The sequence below is a fragment of the Pseudonocardia sp. Cha107L01 genome (assembly GCF_052566575.1).
Genome location: NZ_CP199579.1, coordinates 7,994,768 through 8,014,299, shown reverse-complemented (window position 1 = coordinate 8,014,299; position 19,532 = coordinate 7,994,768). Strand labels below are relative to the sequence as shown.

At 71.0% G+C, this 19,532-nt stretch carries 12 protein-coding genes; 1 reads left to right on the top strand and 11 read right to left on the bottom strand.

Annotated elements, in window-relative coordinates:
* Positions 1-8: 8 nt before the first annotated feature.
* The 11 genes from ACTXG6_RS37810 to ACTXG6_RS37760 all read right to left on the bottom strand — a co-directional run bounded on the left by ACTXG6_RS37810 (position 9) and on the right by ACTXG6_RS37760 (position 14,220).
* Positions 9-1,373, bottom strand: a complete 1,365-nt coding sequence (locus ACTXG6_RS37810) for an NAD(P)/FAD-dependent oxidoreductase (protein WP_445184119.1) — start codon at positions 1,371-1,373, stop codon at positions 9-11.
* A 46-nt stretch (positions 1,374-1,419) separates the two neighbouring features.
* Complete coding sequence (locus ACTXG6_RS37805; protein WP_445184118.1) at positions 1,420-2,202, bottom strand: crotonase/enoyl-CoA hydratase family protein; 783 nt, start codon at positions 2,200-2,202, stop codon at positions 1,420-1,422.
* Positions 2,199-3,461, bottom strand: a complete 1,263-nt coding sequence (locus ACTXG6_RS37800; RefSeq protein ID WP_445184117.1) for a CaiB/BaiF CoA transferase family protein — start codon at positions 3,459-3,461, stop codon at positions 2,199-2,201. The genes ACTXG6_RS37805 and ACTXG6_RS37800 overlap by 4 nt, the downstream gene beginning before the upstream one ends.
* 30 nt (positions 3,462-3,491) lie before the next feature.
* Positions 3,492-4,454 carry a 3-hydroxyacyl-CoA dehydrogenase NAD-binding domain-containing protein gene (locus ACTXG6_RS37795; RefSeq protein ID WP_445184116.1) on the bottom strand — a complete coding sequence of 321 codons (963 nt, stop codon included), beginning with the start codon at positions 4,452-4,454 and terminating at the stop codon, positions 3,492-3,494.
* A gap of 95 nt (positions 4,455-4,549) precedes the next feature.
* Positions 4,550-5,734: an acyl-CoA dehydrogenase family protein gene (locus tag ACTXG6_RS37790; RefSeq protein ID WP_445184115.1), complete on the bottom strand. Its 1,185-nt coding sequence runs from the start codon at positions 5,732-5,734 to the stop codon at positions 4,550-4,552.
* Positions 5,735-5,828: 94 nt separating this feature from the next.
* Positions 5,829-6,092: a hypothetical protein gene (locus ACTXG6_RS37785; RefSeq protein WP_445184114.1), complete on the bottom strand. Its 264-nt coding sequence runs from the start codon at positions 6,090-6,092 to the stop codon at positions 5,829-5,831.
* A 17-nt stretch (positions 6,093-6,109) separates the two neighbouring features.
* The gene (locus ACTXG6_RS37780; RefSeq protein WP_445184113.1) at positions 6,110-7,009 is read right to left on the bottom strand and encodes a CHAD domain-containing protein; all 900 of its coding nucleotides are present in this window, start codon (positions 7,007-7,009) and stop codon (positions 6,110-6,112) included.
* A 56-nt stretch (positions 7,010-7,065) separates the two neighbouring features.
* Positions 7,066-8,886 carry an ABC transporter ATP-binding protein gene (locus tag ACTXG6_RS37775; protein WP_445184112.1) on the bottom strand — a complete coding sequence of 607 codons (1,821 nt, stop codon included), beginning with the start codon at positions 8,884-8,886 and terminating at the stop codon, positions 7,066-7,068.
* A 202-nt stretch (positions 8,887-9,088) separates the two neighbouring features.
* Positions 9,089-12,112 (bottom strand): helix-turn-helix transcriptional regulator, encoded by a 3,024-nt coding sequence (locus ACTXG6_RS37770; protein WP_445184111.1) that lies wholly within the window; start codon positions 12,110-12,112, stop codon positions 9,089-9,091.
* A gap of 94 nt (positions 12,113-12,206) precedes the next feature.
* Complete coding sequence (locus ACTXG6_RS37765; RefSeq protein WP_445184110.1) at positions 12,207-13,679, bottom strand: DHA2 family efflux MFS transporter permease subunit; 1,473 nt, start codon at positions 13,677-13,679, stop codon at positions 12,207-12,209.
* A 235-nt stretch (positions 13,680-13,914) separates the two neighbouring features.
* On the bottom strand, positions 13,915-14,220 hold the full coding sequence (locus ACTXG6_RS37760; protein ID WP_445184109.1) for a hypothetical protein: 306 nt from the start codon (positions 14,218-14,220) through the stop codon (positions 13,915-13,917).
* A gap of 324 nt (positions 14,221-14,544) precedes the next feature.
* Here ACTXG6_RS37760 and ACTXG6_RS37755 point away from each other — a divergent pair, with 324 nt between their 5' ends.
* Positions 14,545-19,527 (top strand): protein kinase domain-containing protein, encoded by a 4,983-nt coding sequence (locus ACTXG6_RS37755; protein ID WP_445184108.1) that lies wholly within the window; start codon positions 14,545-14,547, stop codon positions 19,525-19,527.
* Positions 19,528-19,532: the final 5 nt, after the last annotated feature.

Sequence of the window (19,532 nt, the reverse complement as noted above, 5' to 3'; positions counted from 1 at the left end):
AAGACCGATCAGGCCGATGTTGTTGTCGGGCGCGCGGGCGAGGTGGGCAGTCCCGGATCGGCGGAGTCCAGCGGCACCGCCCCTGAGCGCACCAGCCCGAGCTGCACGTGGTGTTTGGGCAGCAGCGCGTCGAGCAGCCAGTCCACCGCGACCCGGACGCGGTTGCCGGGCATCGCCAGCAGGTGGTAGCCGCGGGTGACCAGGAAGGCGAGGAAGCCGGTCAGCGGGATGCCCAACGGGTTGGCCGCCGCCTGCACCCCGCCCAGGTCGACCACGAAGCCGAGGCCTCGGTGCAGGTACGGCCGCCGCTCGCCGTAGCCGAGCGAGGCGGCGACGTTGCGGCCGGCGACCGAGCCCTGGCGTTGGGCGTGCTGCGCCGTCATCGCGCAGAACTCACCGGGCCGGGCCGGGTCGGGCACCGCCGCGATGTCCCCGCAGGCGATCAGCTCCGGGTGGTCGGGCACGGCGAGGAACTCGTCGACGGTCACCCGCCCCTTCACGGTCGGCACGTCCAGGCCCTCGAACAGGGTCTCCGGCCGAACCCCGACGCACCAGACCAGCGAGCGGGTGGCCACCTCGGTGCCGTCGGTGAGCCGGACGCCCTCGCGGGTGGCCTCGGCGATCGACGTCTTCATGGTCACCTCGACGCCCCGCTTGCGGAGCACCCGGTCGGCCCCACGCCCCAGCCGTGGGTCGAGACCGGGTAGCACGCTCGGCGCCAGGTCCAGCAGCAGCCAGCGGATCCGCTGGTCCCGCAGCCTCGGCCGGCTCTTGCGCAGCGCCTCGGTCAGCAGGACGCCCTGGGCGACCACCTCGGTGCCGGTGTAGCCGGCGCCGACCACCACGAAAGTGCACCGGGCGTCGCGCTCGGCCGCGTCGTCGCACGCGTCGGCCAGCTCGATCTGGCGGGTGATGTGGTCGCGGAGGTAGAGCGCCTCGGGGATGTCGCGGAACCCGTGGGCGTGCTCGGCGACCCCGGGGATGGGCAGCAGCTTGTCCGTGCCGCCGGCCGCGATCACCAGCCGGTCGTACTCCAGCTCCACGGCCTCGTCCTCGGGGTTGCGGACCGTGAGCCGGCGGTTGGCCAGGTCGACCTTGCGGACCTCACCCAGCACCACCCGGACCCCGGGCAGCCTCGCGGCCAGCGACACCGCCACCCGGCGGGGCTCCAGCACACCCCCCGCCACCTCGGGCAGCAGAGGCAGGTAGAGGAAGTAGTCGGTGGAGTTGACCAGGACCACCTCGACCTCGTGGCCCGCCTTCCGGCGCAGCGTCCGGGCTGCGAACAGCCCGGCGAACCCGCCACCCACGATGACCACCCGGGACTTGGGGGCTACGGTCTGCTCGGCGGCACTTGTCGATCCTGACGTCATGAGTTGCTTCCTTTCTGGCAGCGGCTGGTGTGGCGACCGGGACGGGTCAGCGGCCCCGCCAGACGGGCGCGCGCTTCTCCGCGAACGCCTGTGCGCCTTCGTGCGCGTCCTCGGTGGCGGCCAACGGGGCGGCGATCTCGTCCTGGCGCTCGAAGGCGGCTCGGTCGTTCAGCCCCTGGGTCACCCGCAGGGTCTGCTTGACGGCCGCCAGCGCCAGCGGAGCGTTCCGGCCGATGCGGCCGGCCATCGCCTGGGCGGTCCGCAGCGCCGCGCCAGGTGCGCACACCTCGCTGACCAGCCCGTAGTGCTCGGCGTCGGTCGCGGCCAGCGGCTCGGCGGTGAGCATGACACGGAGGGCGATGTGGTACGGGATTCGCTTGGGTAGCCGGAGCAGACCGCCCTCGGCGGGAACCAGACCCCACTTCACCTCCGGAAACCCGAACTTGGCGTTCTCCGCTGCGACGATGAGGTCGCAGGCCAGCGCCATCTCGAAGCCGCCACCCAGCGCCCAGCCCTCGACCGCGGCGATCAGCGGCTTGCGGACCTCGGCGCGGGTCAGTCCACCGAAACCCCGACCGGGCAGCGAGGGAATCTGCCCCTGCGCGAAGGCCTTGAGGTCCATGCCCGCGCTGAAGATTCCGCCCGCGCCGGTGAGCACCCCCACCGAGAGCGAGGGATCCGCGTCGAGTTGATCCAGCGCCGCCGCGACCCCCACCGCGACCTCGTGGTTGATCGCGTTCTTCTGCTCCGAGCGGTTGATCGTGATCGTCAGCACGCCGTCGCTGGGCTCGGCGAGCACCAACCCCGTCGTATCGGTCGCAACGCTCATCGGGATTCCTCCAGTTGGGTCGCACCGGGGATGGCTCCCTCGGCGCGGAAGGTGTCGATCTCCTCGGAGCTGAACCCGAGCTGGGCGAGAACCTCGCCGGTGTGCTCGCCGAGCTCGGGGGCTCGCCTCGCCGGTACCTTCGCTATTCCGCGCAGGGTGATCGGGTTGGAGACGATCTCCGGCAGGCCGGGGACCCCGTCCAACGGCACGACGATGTTGTTGGCGCGCAGCTGCGGGTCGGCCGCGGCCTCCTCCGGGGTCTGGATGACGTTGTAGGTGATGCGTTCCCGGTCGAGGGCCTCCTTCCACTGCGCCAGCGGTCGCGAGCGGAACTCGGCGTCGAGCAGTGCGGCGAGCGCCGCGGCGTTCTTCATGAAACCGGCCGGGTCGGCGAAGCGCGGGTCCGTGAGCAGCTCGGGATGGCCGACCACCTTCGCCAGCTGCGGCCAACGCGCCGGCTCGGTCACGAGCATGAACCAGCGGTTGTCCTCGGTCTGGTAAGGGTTGATCAGCGGGTTCGCCGGCGCCGTGCGGTCGTGCAGGCCGTAGGGCTTGCCGCCCGCCAGGGCACCGGACATGAGCGTGGCCGTCGCCCAGATCCCGTCGGCGAGCAGCGAGGTCCCCACGTTCGCCCCCTTGCCGGTGCGCTCCCGGTGGTAGAGCGCCGTCGTGATCGCCGAGTAGATGCCGATGGCCGCCATGTAGTCGCCGCTGCCGAGTACCGGCACGGTGGGCGGAGCCCCGGCGTCGCGCATGCGGTCGAGCAGCCCGGTGCGCGCCCAGTACGCGGTCACGTCGAAACCCGGCAGCGCGGCATCCGGGCCGGCGTCCCCGAAACCGGTGAGGTCCGCGTAGACGATCCGGGGGTTCCAGGCGGAGACCTCCTCGTAGCCGAGGTGCAGCTTCTCGCGCACCCCGTGCGGGAAGTTGGTGATGACCACGTCCGCCCACTCGACGAGGCTGCGCAGGATCGTGGTCCCGCCCGCCGACTTCAGGTTGATCGCGACGCCGCGCTTGTTGTGGTTGGTCTGGTGCCAGGCGTAGTTGGCCTCCGCGCGGGGGTTGGGCGGCACGGAGCTGAGGATCCGCTGCATATCGCCGGTGCCCGGCGGCTCGATCTTGATCACGTCGGCGCCGAAGTCGGCGAGCACCGCCGAGGCGGCCGGGGCGGCGATGAAGCTGGCGGCGTCGACCACCTTCAGGCCGGTGAACACGGACTCGGTTGTGGTCGCCCCGTTGGAGGTCTCTCGGGTGGCCATGGGTTGGCTCCTGTTCGGTCGGTGGCCTGGTCAGTCGGTGGCCGGAAGTTCGGCGAGGGCCTTCATCAGGGCGATCTGGGCCCGGTCCCGCCGGGTCTCCAGGGCGGGGATGTCGGACAGCGGCCCGAAGTCCCGCGCGGCCTGCTCGCGCAGCAGCGCGGTGGTGGGCTCGTCGAGGCTCGGGGTGCCGAGCACCCGCCACTGCGCCTCGAGGGCCTTGCCGAGGTGATCCAGGAAGGCGGGCAGGCCGCCGGCGCCGCCGCCGAGGTGGAAGGTCCGGAACGGGCCGGCCACCGCCCAGCGCATGCCGATCGAGGAGGTGACGACCTCGTCCAGCTCCTGCTCGGTCACCACGCCCTCGCTGACCAGGTGGATCGCCTCGCGGAACAGTGCGGACTGCAGCCGGTTGGCCACGAACCCGGGGACCTCCCTGCGGAGCACCTGCGGGCGCTTGCCGACGGAGGTGTAGAAGGCGCGGGCGAGCTCGATGGTCTCGGCGGAGGTCTTCTCGCCGGGCGCGATCTCGACGAGCGGAACCAGGTGCGGCGGGTTGAACGGGTGGCCGACCAGCAGGCGTTCCGGCTGCCGGAGTGCGGTGGCGATATCGGTGGCCGGAATGGTCGAGGTGGAGGTGGCGAACAGGGCGTGGTCGGGGGCACTGTCCTCGATGACGCCCCAGATCTGCTGCTTGAGCTCCAGCCGCTCCGGTCCGTTCTCCTGCACGACGTCGGCGTCCGCGACGGCGTCCTCGAGGTCGGTGACGAACCGCAGCCGTTTGGTCAACTGCTGTGTCGGTAGGCCCAACGCGTCCAGTGCGGGGGTCAGTTCGGCCATGGCCTTGTTGACCTTGGCTTCCACGTCGGGGTCCGGGTCGCTGACGGTGACGTCGAGCCCGTGGGCCAGGAAGAGCCCGGCCCAGGAGTAACCGATGGTGCCGGCGCCGACGATGGTGACGCGTCGGAACTGGTCGGGGGTGGTGTTGTTCTCGCTCACGAGGTCTCTTTCCGGTGCGCATTTCGGATTGGGTCAGGTGGTCGTGGACGGCTGGCAGTCAGGTCACAGCCGGCTCACAGCCGGATCACGGCCGGTCACACGAAGGCGCTGATCCCCGTGATCGCCTTGCCGACGATCAGGTTGTTCATCTGCCGGGTGCCCTCGAAGGAGTAGACGCCCTCGGCGTCGCCGAAGAGCTTGGCGATCTCGTAGTCCAGCACGATGCCGTTGCCGCCGAACAGCTCCCGGGCCCAGGCCACCGTCTCGCGCATCCGGGTGGTCGCCACCGCCTTGGCCAGCGCGGCCTGCTGCCCGGTGGCGCGGTCCTCGGCCACCAGCTGGTTGAGTCGAGCCACGATGCCGAAGACCGAGGTGACGTTGCCGAGCATGTTCGCCAGCAGGTCCTGGATCATCTGGTACGAGGCGATCGGCTTGCCGAACTGCGTCCTGCTCAGCGCGTACTCGCGGGCCAGCTCGTAGGCCCGCATCGAGATGCCCAACGCCAGCCAGGCCACCCCGCCCCGGGTCTTCGCCAGCACCTTGGCGGTGTCGCGCCAGCTGAGGATCCGCTGCAGCCGGTCGGCCTCGGGCACCCGCACCCCGTCGAGCACGATGTCGGCGTTCTGCACGGTGCGCAGCGCGATCTTGCCCTCGATCTTGGTCGTGGTCAGACCCGGCGTGCCCTTCGCCACCACGAAGCCCTTGATCTGGTTGTCCGCCAGATCGCGGGCCCACACCACGATCAGGTCGGCGAAGGTGGCGTTGCCGATCCAGCGCTTGGCCCCGTTGATCACCCAGCTGTCGCCGTCCCGGCGGGCGGTGGTGCGCATGCCCCCGGCCACGTCCGAGCCGCCCTCAGGCTCGGTCAGCGCAAAGGCGCCGATCTTGCGCATCTCCACCATGTCGGGGAACCACCGCCGGACCTGCTCCTCGTCGCCGCCGCCGTAGATGCTGCCCATCGACAGGCCGAGGTGGACCCCGGTGAACACGAACAGCGACGGGTCGACCCGGGCGAGCTCGATGCCGGCGAATCCGGGGAACAGCGGGCTGCGCTCCTTGCCGTCGCCGTACTCGGGGTAGAGGTAGCCGGCCAGACGCAGCTTGGCGAGCTTCTCCACCACCTCGAACGGGAACTGGGAGCTCTCCCACGCCGCACTCATCAGCGGCTTGACCTCCTTCTCGAGGTACTCCCGCAGCTGGGCGAGCTCCTCGCGTTCAGAGGCGCTGAGCATCTCGTAGAATCCGAAGAAATCGGGGTTGGTGTCGATGTGCGGGGCCATCAATTGCTCCATTCATTCGTTGAGAGAGTGGTGCCGGTTCATGGCGCACCACAACTGTGCGCCGAGTCGGCCCGTCAGCCATCCCCGGTAGTACTCACGTCCGGTACTCACATCTCGCGGCCCTGGGTGCCGGCACCGACATCATCAGTTCGATACGCCGGTCCAGCAGCCGGTCGACATCGCGCCGCACCGCCGCGATGCGTCGGGGGGAAATGCGCACCGCATGGCGGACATATCTGCTCAATGCGGCGAGATAGTGGTCCACGGCGGACACGTCGGGACAATAGAAATGGTAGGGGTCTTCGGCCGGCCCGATCGCGGTTTCGGCGACGGTCAGGGCGGTTTTTGGTCTGGACATACGCTTCCTCTGAGCAGTTAGCTCGGTTGGGGCAGCCAGGAGATCGTGCGGGGATCGTGTAGTTGGGTGAGGCGCCCGGGCAGCTCGCGCGCGACCTGTTCGGCTCGCTGGTACTCGAGCGCGTAGAGCAGGCCATAGGTGAACGCGCTGTGGCCCTTGGCGTGCGCCTCGGCGGCGAGTAGCCGCAACGTGGCCCGGGCCACCACCGAGTCCTGGTGGTCGCCGAGCAGCTTCTGGAGCTTCTCGGCCTGGTGGTGCAGGCGGTTGGCGGGCTCGCCGAGCACCGGGATGACGAGCTCGCACATGTAGCGCACCCGCTTGTCGGCCTTGCGGGCCTCGTGCAGCGCCACGTCGTGGGCCCCGCCGGGCGCGAGGTCGTCCGCCTCGACGAGTCGACGGTCGAGTGCGCGGAGCGCTTTTGCCAGGCTCATCGGGAGTTCGATGTGCGCGGGTTCGTCGGCGCGGTGGGTGAACGGTGGGGCGTCCGTGAGCTGGTCGAGGGCCTGGAGCAGGGCCGGGTAGCGGGGGCTGTCCAGCGCGACCGTGATGGTCTCGGCGCCCTCCTGGGCGAGGCGCTGAACGGCCGCGCGGAGATCGGCGACGACCGGACCCACCACCATGTCCTCGGGCAGCAGCCGGACGTCGCTGGACAGCCGCTCCACGAGCTCATGGGTATCGCGCTCGCCGGCCAGCTGGGCGCCGAGCCACTTGAGTTCCTCGGCCACCGGGCGGGTTGCGTCAGGGGCCAGGGTCCGGGAGAAGCCGAGCAGCGTGCAGCGCAGCTGGCGGGCGGTCACCCGCATGTCGGCGACCGCTTCGGGATTCGCCCGCCGGGCGCCTGGCTCCTGGTCACGGAGGTTCGTGACCTGGGCGCGCAGCGCATCCTGGACCACCTCGCCGGCCGAGGGTCCGGGCACGGCCGGCAACTGGTCGATGGATGACCGCTGGGGCCCCACTGAGGGCGCGATGTGGTTCACTGCTCGCCTGCCGCGGCAAGGTCGTGGTCCGTCGTCGGTCCGTCGTTGCGTGGCGTGTCCCCCAGGTGGCCACCTCGGCGCAGATACACCGTGCGGGTCGCCAGGGCCTTCATCGCGGGCCGGTGGGTAGTCATGATCACCGTGCGGTCCTCGATCAGCCTGGTCAGCGCCTCCACCACCACGGCTTCGGCGTGCATGTCCAGCCCGGCGGTGGGCTCGTCGAGCAGCACCACCGGGGCGTTGACCAGCAGCGCGCGGGCGATGCCGACCCGCTGGCACTGGCCACCGGACAGCCCGACCCCACCGCTGCCGATCACGGTGTCCAGCCCGTCGGGCAGCCGGTCGGCGAACTCGGTGACCAGGGCGGCCTCCGCGACCAGGGCGATCTCGGCGTGCGAGGTGTTGGGGCGGCCGTAGCGGATGTTGTCGGCCAGCGAGCCGGTGAACAGGAAGGTGTCCTGGAGCACCATCGCCACCTGCTGGTGCAGCCAGTCCTCGGGGGTGTCGGGAACCGAGTGCCCGTCCAGCAGGACATGCCCGTTGGTGGGCCGGTACAGCCCGCCGATCAGCGACAGCAGGGTGGACTTGCCGGCCCCGTTGTCCCCGAGCAGCGCGATGCGTTCGCCCGGCTCGACGGTGTGGCTGATCCCCTCGAAGACCGGGCCCCGGCCATAGTCCAGGCCGACCTCGCGCAGCTCGATACGTCCCTGCACCCGCTCCGGAAGGGATTCCGCGGTGCCGAGGTGGTCGGCGGGCTGGTCGAGGATGGCGCCGATGCGCGCGGCGGACGCGGCGCCCTGGGCGAAGCTGGGGGCGAGCTTCGCCAGGGTCTGCATCGGCTTGAAGATTTGCTGCAGGTAACTGGTGACCACGACCAGCACCCCGACCGACCACCAGGAGTGCAGGGCGCCGTAGCCGCCAACCCACAGCAGCAGCGCGGTGCCCAGCGCGCTGACCAGCTCCAGGACGGGGCTGAACCGGGCATTGATGTCCACCTTGCGCAGCCCGAGCTGGAGCACGTCGGCGTTCTGGGTGCCGAAGCGGCGATCTTCCAGCCCCTGGCTGCCGAAGGCGTGCACGGTGCGGATGCCCTGCAGCGACTCCGTGACGAACCCGGTCAGATCGCCGATGGCCGCGCGCCGCTTCCGCGAGTACTGCCTGGTCAACCGCGCGAAACGTTGCGCGGTCCGGAACACCAGCGGGGCGACGGTGAGCGCGATCAGCCCGAGCCGCCAGTCGACCGCGAGCATCACCACGAGGGTGCCGACCAGGGCGAGCACCGCCGGGATCAGGTCGGTGAACAGGTCCAGCAGGCTGGACTCCACCGTGGAGGTGTCGCTGACCACCCGGCTGGTCAGCTCACCCACGGTCTGGCGGTCGTGGAAGGTCATGGGCAGGCGCTCGGTGTAGTCGAACACGTCGGCCCGGATGCGCGAGGTTATCCGTTCGCCGGCACCGTTCAACATGACGTCGCCCAGATAGTCGAACAACCCGGAGGCTGCCGTGATCACCAGCACGGCGACCGCGGCGACGGAGAGCATCGCCACGGCCGAGCCGCCGAACCATTCGGATACCGCGTGGAGCGCACCGCCGCTGCCCTGGCCCTTCAGCAGATCGTTGATCACCAGCGCGAGCGGCCACGGCGCGGCCAGGTTGGCGACCAGTTCCAGCCCGCGCATTGCGACGCCCCCGTACAACGCGTGCCGTTCCGGGCCGGCATAGTTCTTGAACCGCCACAGTTCCTGAAGGGTGCTGCGGTCCCGCGCGCTGTTCTGGCTTCTGTGCTTGGTGTGCGTGGCGGTGCTGTTGGCCTGCATTCGTGGTCTCCTGGTTATCGGGGGAGCTGGGCTGGTTCGGGAGGTACGCGCCGAATGCAGTTCAGCGGCCCAGCGGGCTCGGCGATCCTTTGCGGTTTGGGGACCGCATCTCGGAAGTATTCGCGAGCTCGATCGGAGCGTCATGGCCAGAAGCAGTCACAGGTGGTACTCAATTCGCTGCTGACGCGAAACAGCGGCGCGGTCAGTTCGGGCTGTGGCGGTCCGGCGACAATCGTGGCTGGTGATCCGGTTGGTTGCTGGCGGTCGCCCAGGCGGCGACCTGGCTCCGGTTGTGGAAGCCGAGTTTGTGCAAGATGTGTTTCACGTGGTTTTCCGCGGTTCTTTCGGAAATGAACAGGAAGTCGGCTATTTGGCGGTTGGTGAGTCCTCGGCCGAGGAGGTCGGCGATCTCGCTCTGGCGTCGGGTCAGTTGGGTGGGATCGACCGCGCGCGATGTGTGGCGCAGAGTTCCCGCGAGCGCGTCGGCGCCGGCGTGCAGCGGGGCCATGCCCAGCTCCTCGGCGAGGCGGGCGGCGTCCGAGGCGAGGACGAGCGCCTCGGACCTGTCCCGGTCGCCGCGCCGGCTCAGTACCCGGGCCAGCTCGAAGCGGGCCTGGGCGTCGAACGGAGGTAGGCCGGCACGCTGGTTGGCCTCGATCGCTGTCCGCAGGTGGCGGGCGGAGCGGTCCTGTTTGCCGAGGGTGGCGGCCAGCACCCCGAGGGACAGCTGCACCGATCCGGTGAAGGTCGTCTGGCCGTTCCCGGACGCGGCGAAGTAGTCGGCCCATGGCAACAGCCGCTGGTAGGCGATCGTGGCGCCGTCGACGTCGTCGAGCAGAGCGGCCAGCCGGGCGCGCTCCTCGAGGCGCGGGAGCGCGCTCGGACGCGGCAGATGCCAGCTGTCCCAGCTCGGCAGCCGCCGGTAGTGGATCGCCGCCCGGTCCCACTCGCCGCGACTCGCGTAGTAGGAGGCCAGATAGACCCACCCGGAGCCGGCCCGGTCGCCGATCGTCGACGTCTGCTCCTCGAGGGCATGGGTGCAGGCCTCGAACACCGGGTCGCCGGTCAACGCGGCGAGCTGGGTGCCGACCACGGCATTGAAGTAGCCCAGCCGCTGGTAGAGGCCGTCGGCGACGAGTCGCTGAGCGTGCGCGAGATACCGCCCGGCGTCCGCGAACCGGCCCCGTCCGATAGCCAGCGCGCGGTTCGCGCTGGTGACATGCATGTCGGCGATGGGTTGGCGCAGCAGCGCGGCGATCTCGTCGAGACGGGCCAGCTCGGCCTCGGCGGCGCCGAGGTCACCGAGGAGGCAGTGGGCGTCGACTCGGCACAGCCCGCCCCAGAAGGCGGTCCGGAGATCGCCGGACTCCTTGGCCATCGTCAGGATCCGTTGTGCCAACCCGAGGCGATCCCGCACCCCGTCGGGCGTGGCTCGAACCACCTGCCGGCTGCGCAGCGCGCTCACCAGCGCATCGGGGGTGCCCGCGACCTCGGCCAGCTCCACTGACCGCTCGCTGCGGACCTCGCTGCGGTCGTCTCCCACCGACAGGTTGTCCTTCTCCGGCCAGAGGATGGCGGCGTGCGCGGCGAGCAGGGCGATCAAGCGGGCGCGGAGCGCGACCTGGCTGTCCCCGAGCTGGGCCAGCGCCCGTTGGCTGAGTCGGATCGCGGTACAGCTCCACGTCGGGTCCAGCACCTCTTCGAGGGTGAGCACCGCCCGACCCATCGCGACCGGGTCGCCGCCCCGGCGAGCCTCCTCGCCCGCCTCGGTCGCATCGGCGATCGCCGCACGGATGTCGCCGGCCTTGCACAGCGCGTCCGCCCGGCCGATCAGGAGCCGGACCCGGTCGGTCTGGTCCAGTCCGCCGTGGCGCAGGGCGCCCAACGCGCGTTCGTAGAGCCGGGCGGCCTCCTGGTAGTCGAGCGCGTCGAGTGCCTGGGCGGCCGCCCGCTCCGCCCAGCTGACACCTCGACGGGGATCAGCGGCCGGCAGTGCGCCCAGCCAGTGGTGCGCGAGCGCCGGGGCGTGGCGATCGAGCTCGGCGGCGTGAGCGAGCTCCAGGTGCTCGGCGATTCGGCGGTGGATCTCGACCCGCAGCGAGGTGGGCAGGTCAGCGACGAGGGCGTCGCGCACCAGGGGGTGGGCGAACTCGATGCCACCCGGGGAGGTGCGCCGCACGAGCCCTGCCGCGAGCGCGTCGTCGAGTGCGTCGAGCATTCCGGTCAGCGGTAGGCCGGCCGCGGCGGCGGCCGTCGCGCTGTCGATGGCGGCACCGGCAACCGCGGCGGCGCGCAGCGCCTCCCGGACCGCGTCCCCGACCCGGCCCACCCGCTTGCGGATCAGCGCCCTGGCGCCGTGCGGCAGCACCGTGGCCGCTAGCCGGACGTCCCGCCCGGTTCGGCTGGCTTGCTCCAGCAGCCGGCCGATCTCGGTCACGAAGAACGGGTTGCCGCCGCTGCGTCGGGCCACCCCGGCAACGACATCCTGGCCGAACCGCTGCCCGAAGGTGTTCTCCAGCTGGGCGGCGACCTCGGCCTCGGTCAGTCCGTCCAGCCGGAGGGGCACGGTGGTCCGTTGCCGACGCAGCTCGGCCACCGCCTCGCCCGCCGGACTCTCGGGTGCGATCTCGTCATCCCGGTAGGTGGCGACCACCAGTACCCGCGTCGCGGCCAGCTCCCGACCCAGGTGCGCCAGCAGCTGCGCCGAGGACGAATCGGCCCAGTGCAGATCGTCCAGCACGACCACCAGGCCCGCCGCCTCGCCGGCCTCGGCCACCGTGGCGGTCACCGACTCGAACAGGCGGAACCGGGCCGCGCCGGGCTCACTGGGCATCCGTCGATAGGTCGGGTCCGTCGCCGCGGCTGGCACCGGCTCGGGCACCAGGTCAGCCAGATCGGCCACGTCAGCGCCACGCCAGGCCAGCGCGTCCGTCGCCGCGGTGGCCAGGCAGCCTCGCAGCACCTGACGCCACGGCCAGAACGCCGGAGCGCCTTCCGCCACGACACACCGTCCCCACACCACCGGTGCGCCGTGACCGCGGGCGCGATCCCCGATCAGCTCGGCCAGGTTGGTCTTGCCGATGCCGGCCTCGCCGGCGATCAGCAGCACCCCGCCGCGTCCGTCCAGCGCCTCGCCCAGGCACCGATCGGCGACGCGCAGCTCGCTGACCCGTCCTACAAATGGTGCGGCGAATCCGGTCGATAAGCTGTCGGCTATCTCGCTCACACCGCTATTTCGCGCGTACACCATCACTCCACAATCTCGGCAACAAATTCGGCCGGTTCCAGGCCGCAACTCCGCACGGCGCCTGGTTCAGTCGCTAGGCACCGACCTCCGCCACCTCGGGGTGAATTCTCGGCTGGTCTCCCCAGCGGGCAAGGAATACCAAGGGAATACTCGCCAGGGTGGCGAGCCCGACGACAAGGAATACATCCGAGTACGCGTTGGCGGCGCTCCGGATTGTGGTTTCCTGCCAGAGCGCGAGCAAACCGGTCGGTTGGCTGGTCAGAGGTGCGAACGGCAGGTTCCGGTGCGCATCGGCGGATTCGATCAAGGCGGACCGGTCGGCCATGTGCTGTGCCTGCCGGGCGCTCAGCAGTGCCGTCAAGATGGCCAGCCCGAGGGCCGCGACCACGCGCTGGGTCAGGGTGCGGAACACAGTGCCGGCGGCGAGGAGCTCTTTCGGGAGCGCGGCCACCGCGCCGCCCAGTAACGGGATCATGGCGAGGCCCAGCCCGACCGCGCGAACCGTCAGGATCGTGGCCAGTTCCGGTCTGGGCAGGTCCACGTTCAGCCGGGCGAGCAGGACGGTGGCGCCGCCGAGAAGCACCAACCCGACAGTTGCCGGTAGGCGTGGGCCGAATCGTCTGTACAGGAGTCCGGCGATCGGTATGGCCGCCACCCAGGCCACCGCCTGCGGCACCAGCACCAGGCCCGCGTTCGTCGGGGTGAGGCTCTGCACCTGCAGCAGGAACTGCGGGATGAAGGAGATGACCGCGAGCAGGTTCACAAAGACCACGTCGACGGCGACGAGTGCGATGACGAACGGCTGGCAGGTGAATGTCCGCAGGTTCAACAGCGGTTCCGCAACCTGTAGCTCCACCACGACGAACAGTGCCAATGCGTTCGTGCCGACCGCGCACAGAATCAGGATCCGGTAGCTGTCCCACCCCCAGTACTGGCCTTTCGACAGGGCCAGCAGGAGCGTGAAGAGCCCGACGGCGAGACACAGGAAGCCGACCGCGTCGAATCGGCGCCGCCCGATGGGCGGTGTGGCCGGCAGCAGAATCGCCCCCGCGACCAGGCCAAGAACCGCGAGGGGTATCCCGATGTAGAACACCATCCGCCAGTTGACGTACTCGACGAGGGCTCCCCCGATGACGGGGGAGAAGCCCGGCCCGGCCATCACCCCTGTCGCGTAGATGAGCATGGCCACCTGGACGGCCCGGGCGGGCATGAGGTGGTAAATGAGGGCCATGCAGACGATCGGGGTCAGCGCCGTGGGTATCGCAAGGATCACTCGCGCCCCGATGAGGAAGGCCAGGTTGGGGGACAGACCGCACAGCGCCGAACCGACGGCGTACAGCGCGAGAGAGATCAGGTAGGCGCGGCGGACGCCGAGACGTTCGTAGAGCCAGACCGCGGCCGGCAGCACCACGCCCTGGGTGAGTCGGAACGCGGTGGTGACCCATTGGACGTCCTCGTGTGTGGCGCCGAACTCTTTCTGGATGGCCGGGTACGCCACGCCGACGATCGCCGACTCGACCACCCCGATGAACATTCCGACGGTCACCGTCGCCACTACGGCCAGCAGGGCGCGAGTGCCCTTCGGGCGCGGCGGAGGCGCCGCCGGGGATTGCTGGGGCGGCCGAAACTCGGCCGTCGGACCCGGTGTCGGTGACGGCGAGCCCGACGGTGACGGCGAGCCGCCAACACTGGGTTTGGTGCTGGATGTCGTCACCGACCATCCCCGGGGAGCGAGAAGCCGGCCTTTCGGACTTCCCCGGTGCGAGCCAGATCTGGGCGGCTCATGCGATCCGCCTGACTGCGGGGCGGACATAACTCCGGCCGTAGCGTTTGCGAACAATGCGGTGAGCCGGGACGGCGGTAGGGGGCGGCGGGGAGCACGCCGCTACCCCGCCTGACTGTTCCCAGAGGGCGGCGGCGATCGCCCGCTGGTTGACATAGGTCTTGCCGGGGAGCTGCCACAGCGCTTTTCGGAGCTTGCTGGTGGCGCAGTTGTAATCCGCCCATGCGAGAATTTGCCAGTACGTCGCGGGGTAGGCCATTCCGGCAAGCACGTAATCGAGGTTGCCGGCCTCAAGATTCGGCATGGGAAACCTCCTGGGCCGAGTGGTGGCTTGTCCAACACTGCCGGTTGTGTGACTATCAGCGAACCCCGCTATGACCGACGAAATCGTTCTTTTGTTGGCCAGTGGATGTGGCTCGGCTTTTCAGCACCACTATTGCGCCGCGAGGCGGCGCTCGCCCCGGGGCTTCGCACCGGGCTGCCCCCGGGGAACCGGCACGGGCACCCGGGGTCCGATGGGCGTGCCGGGGTACGACAGGTCCCACGGGCCCGTCCCGCGCAGTCGCCGTGGTCCCCGGACAGGTGTAAGTACGGTCTTGGACGTGGGCCGGCCGTGGGGAGGTGACCGATGGAGGTAGCTGGGTTGCCGCCCGGTCCGGAACCGCCCGCGCGGGCCTCGGTGCTCCGGGACAGCGGCCGCGCCCGGGTGACCCGGCTGTTCCTGCCCGGGCGCACGGTCATCCGCAAGGAGCCGCTGGGGGCGGATGCGCCGGGCCGGCTGCGGCACGAGACCGCGATGCTGCGGCGCCTGCGGGATGTTGCCGGGGTCGTGCCGCTGCTGGAGGCGCCCCGGTACCCGGGGTCGCTCGTGCTGGCGGACGTGGGCGGCACCAGCCTCGCGGAGCTGGCCACACCGCTGGCCGTCGACGAGCTGGTCGGCGTGGCGGTGCGGTTGGCCAGGGCGGTGGCCGGGATGCACCGCCGCGGGGTGATGCACCGCGATATCACCCCGGCGAATGTCGTGCTCTCCGACGACGGCGCCCCGTGCCTGGTGGACTTCGCCTCCGCGACGACGTTCGCCGAGGTTCGCCCCGAGTTCACCCACCACACCCAGATCGCCGGGACTCTTGCGTACCTGGCACCCGAGCAGACCGGTCGGACCGGTCGGGCGGTGGACCATCGCGCGGACCTGTACGCGTTGGGCGCGATGCTGTACGAGCTGGCGACGGGTGAGCCGCCGTTCGGCTCGGGTGACCCGTTGCGCCTGGTCCACGACCAGCTGGCGCGCGTGCCGGACCCGCCGGCAGAGGTGACGCCTGGCGTGCCGGGGCTGCTGTCCGCGATCGTCATGCACCTGCTGGAGAAGGAGCCCGACAACCGGTACCAGACCGCCGACGGCCTGCTCCACGACCTGGAGCGGCTACGGGACGCCGAGGGGCGTTCGGCGGCGGCCCCGTCGAAGGTGGGAGAGCGCGACTTTCCGGCGCGGCTGCTGGCGCCGTCGCGGCTGGCGGGCCGCGAGTCCGAGGTGGCGGCGTTGGAGGAGGCGCTGGAGGAGGCGCTGGCCGGCCGGTGCCAGGGGGTGGTGGTCGGTGAGGCGCCGGGAGTGGGCAAGACGGCGTTGGTCGACGAGCTGCGGGCGGTGGTGACCGGCCGGGATGGCTGGTACGTGGCCGGCAAGTTCGACCAGTACCGGCGGCATCTCGAGTTCAACGCGGTCCACCTGGTGTTCCGCGCGCTGGGTCGGCTGCTCCTGGCCGAGCCCGAGGACGAGATGGTGCGGCTCCGCGAGCGCATCCTGCGGGCGGTGGGCCCGAACGCGGGTCTGCAGAGCGCGGCGATCCCGGAGTTCGCGGCGTTGCTCGGGGTGGCGCCCGACGCGGGTGATCCGCTGACGGCGGCAGTGCGGGCGCAGCGCGTGGGGGTGGCGGTGCTGCGTGCGGTCGCCTCATCGAAACGCCCCCTGGTGGTGTTCGTCGACGACCTGCAGTGGGCCGGGCGCACCGCGCTCGGGTTTGTGGATGCGGTGCTCAGCGAGGGGCCGATCGAGGGCCTGTTGTTGGTGGTGGCGTACCGCGAGGACGAGGTGGACGTGGGGCACCAGCTGGCCGAGCCGCTGGCCCGGTGGCGCGACCAGGCGGGCGTGCGGTTCATCCGGCTGGACAACCTGTCCGGGCCGAGTCTGGCCGCCATGGTGGGGGAGATGCTGCGGGTGGACCCGGGCCCGGCCGCCGGCCTCGCGGAGCTGATCGAGCCGTACACCTCCGGCAATCCCTACGAGACCGTGGAGCTGCTCAACGCGCTGCGCCGCGACGGCCTGTTGGTGGCGACGGCGCAGGGGTGGCGGTGGGACAACGCGGCGGTAGCCACGCATCTGGACCGCTCCGAGGTGACGGCGCTGCTGGCGGCGCGCGTTGCGGCCGTGCCGCAGGCTTCCCGGCAGGTGCTCGAGTCGATGGCGTGCCTGGGCGGCCGCGCCGAGGCGAGCCTGCTGCGAACCGCCCTCGGTGAGCCGGCGGACGCGGTGGACCAGGCGCTCACGGCGGCCCTTGACGAGGGCCTGCTGGTGGCGGAGCCCGGGGCGCGCCAGGCCGTGCGGTTTCGCCACGACCGCATCCGCGAGGTCATCCTCGCGGGGCTGGAGCCGGCCCGGCGACGGACCCTGCAGCTGGCCATGGCACGACGACTGGCCGGCGTGCCGGACCTGTTCGCCGTCGCGGCCGAGCAGTACCTGCCGGTGGCCGACGTCCTCGAGGATGCCGAGGAGCGGCGTGCGGTGGTGGGGCTGCTGCGGCACGCCGCCGACCAGGCGAAGCTGACCGGGGACCACGCGCGGGTGAGCTCGTATCTAGCCGCCGCGCTACGGCTGGTCGAGCCGGTTGAGACCACCACGCTGGTCGAGATGCACACCGCCCGACTCGCCGCCCTGTTCAGCCTGGGGCGGCTGGGAGCGGCGGACGAGGAGTACCGCGCGATCGTCGCCCTGCTCCCCACTGCCGTACAGCGCGCTGATGCCACAACGGTGCAGGTACGCAGCCTGACCCACCGCAACCGCTTTGGCGAGGCCCTCGAGCTCGGGCTGGCGGCGCTGCGCGAACTCGGCATCACCGTGCCCGACGCGGACCGGCTCCCGGGCGAGCTCGACCAGCAGTTCACCTTCCTGTACCGGTGGCTGGACGACACCGAAGCCGCGGCCGACCTGGCTCGGCCGGACCTCACCGACCCGACACTGCTCGCTGCCACCCGACTGATTCAAGCGGTCCTGCCGGCGGCTTACTTCCTCGCCGAGCTGCCGTTGTACGGGTGGCTGGGCCTGGAAGGGATGCGGATCTGGCTCGAACACGGCCCGGGCTCCAGCCTGCTCGGCCCGGCCGGCGCCGCATGCGGCGCCGCTGTGACGTTGCGCGGCGACTACGCCGCCGGGTATCGGGCGCTGGGGCGGATCCTGGCGCTGGGTGAGGGCCGCCGCTACGAGCCGGAGACCTCGGAAGCCCGTTTTCTCTTTGCTCTGTTGGCCTGTTGGTTCGAGCCGATCGAAAACGCGGCCGATGCGGCACAGCGGGCCCGGGAGGGGCTGATCGCTGGCGGCGAGCTGACCTATGCCGGCTACGCGCACCTCGCGCAGGTGTATTTTCTGCTGGACTGCGCGCCGTCACTGGCCAGTTGCGCCGCGGCGGCGGAGGCGGGGCTGGCGTTCGCGCGGCGTACCGGGGGCGAACAGACCGGCCAATACCTGGACAGCTACCGATGGCTGGCCAGTGTGCTCCGCGGCGAGAGTTCCGCCGCCACGGCTCACGGCGTCCTCACGGATACGTCGATCAATCCGCTCGCTCTTCTCCTCGTGCACATCACGCGCGCTACCGCCGCCGCTGTCCTGGGTGATCCCGTCGATCTGGCACGGCACACCGAGGCGGCGATGTCGCTGCAGGCGTTCGCCGCCGGCATCTATCCGAGCGCCGTGGCCCGCCTGCTACGCGGACTGGCCGTGGCCTGGCAGGCCCGCGCCAGCGACGGTGCGGAGCGCGAGGAAGCGCTCTCGGAGCTGGACGAGCTGACGCGGTGGCTGGCCGCCCGCGCTGTCGACGCGCCGGCGAACTTCCTGTACCTGGTGCGGCTGCTGGAGGCCGAGCGGGCTTGGGCGGTCGGCGACTTCCGGGGCGCCGTCCAGGCCTTCGATGCCGCGCGGCACTCGGTCGCTGACCGGCAGCGGCCGTGGCATCGGGCTCTGATCATCGAACGGGCTGCCCGCTTCTACCTGGCCCACGGCATCGAACACGCCGGCTTCGAGCTGCTGGCCCAGGCCCGGCAGCAGTACCAGATCTGGGGGGCGAGCGCGAAGGTGGCCCGACTCGACTGGGCCTACCCGTCCCTGCGGCTGCGCGCCGACGCCGCCGGCGGGGATCTCGTCGACCTCCCCGGTGATCGTGACCCCGGGCGCACGGCGGTCACAACGGGAATGCTGGACCTGGTCGGGATCGTGTCCGCGTCGCAGGCACTGAGCTCGGAGACCAGCATCGCCGGGCTGCGCTCGCGCCTGGTCGGCGTGCTCAGCGCGATGACCGGCGCCACCGGCGTGCACCTGCTGTCGTGGAGCGAGGACCAGCGGGACTGGCTACTGCCGGCACCCGACAGCGGCGCCACCGTGATCACCGCCCCCGGGATCACCGCCCCCGGGACCGCCGCCACCGGCCACGAGCACGAGGCGCCCATGACCGTGCTGCGGTATGTCCAGCGCACCGGTGAGACGCTGGTCGTGGCCGATGCCACCGGTGATGACCGGTTTGCCCGCGACCCATACTTCACCGATGTCGGCTGCTGCTCGTTGCTGGCGGTGCCCATCCTCAGCCGCGGTACGCCGCGGGCGGTGCTGCTGGTGGAGAACCGCTTCATTCGAGGTGCGTTCACCGCCGAGCGGCTGGACGCCGTCAAGCTCATCGCCGGCCAGCTCGCCGTTTCCCTGGACAACGCGCGCCTCTACGGCGAGCTGACCACCTCGCGCGCGCGGATCGTTGCCGCCGGGGACCAGGCCAGGCAAGGGATCGAGCGCGATCTGCACGACGGTGCCCAACAGCGGCTCGTCTCGCTTGCGCTGCGGCTGCGCGCGGTGCAGGCGGGGGCGCCGCCCGATTCCGGCGAGCTGGTGGCGCAGCTGGACTCGCTGGTCAGCGAGGTGACGAGCGCGCTCGACGAGTTGCGTGAACTCGCCAGGGGCATTCACCCGGTTGTTCTGGTGGAGGGCGGGCTGCCCGCCGCGCTGGAGGCAGTGGCACTGCGCAGCGCCGTCCCCGTCGAGCTGGCGGTCGGGGTCGAGGGGCGCCTGCCCGAGCAGGTCGAGATCGCGGCGTACTACGTGGTTTCTGAAGCCCTGACCAACGTCGCCAAGCACGCGGCGGCCTCGGTGGTCCAGATCCGGGTCGACACCCTCGAGCGCGGCGGCTCCGACGTGCTCCGGGTGGAGGTGCGCGACGACGGACGCGGTGGTGCGACCGTGCCCGGCGGCGGCGGGCTACTCGGGCTCAAGGACCGAGTGGAGGCGCTCGGCGGGCGCCTCGTCCTCGACAGCCCACCCGGGTCAGGGACCACTTTGCGCCTCGAGCTCCCACTCCAGTAGTCCGC

Coding starts and splice junctions, on each gene's coding strand:
- ACTXG6_RS37760 (WP_445184109.1), bottom strand. CDS start 14,220: ATGCCGAATCTTGAGGCCGGCAACCTCGATTACGTGCTTGCCGGAATG.
- ACTXG6_RS37775 (WP_445184112.1), bottom strand. CDS start 8,886: ATGCAGGCCAACAGCACCGCCACGCACACCAAGCACAGAAGCCAGAAC.
- ACTXG6_RS37800 (WP_445184117.1), bottom strand. CDS start 3,461: ATGGCCACCCGAGAGACCTCCAACGGGGCGACCACAACCGAGTCCGTG.
- ACTXG6_RS37755 (WP_445184108.1), top strand. CDS start 14,545: ATGGAGGTAGCTGGGTTGCCGCCCGGTCCGGAACCGCCCGCGCGGGCC.
- ACTXG6_RS37790 (WP_445184115.1), bottom strand. CDS start 5,734: ATGGCCCCGCACATCGACACCAACCCCGATTTCTTCGGATTCTACGAG.
- ACTXG6_RS37810 (WP_445184119.1), bottom strand. CDS start 1,373: ATGACGTCAGGATCGACAAGTGCCGCCGAGCAGACCGTAGCCCCCAAG.
- ACTXG6_RS37785 (WP_445184114.1), bottom strand. CDS start 6,092: ATGTCCAGACCAAAAACCGCCCTGACCGTCGCCGAAACCGCGATCGGG.
- ACTXG6_RS37805 (WP_445184118.1), bottom strand. CDS start 2,202: ATGAGCGTTGCGACCGATACGACGGGGTTGGTGCTCGCCGAGCCCAGC.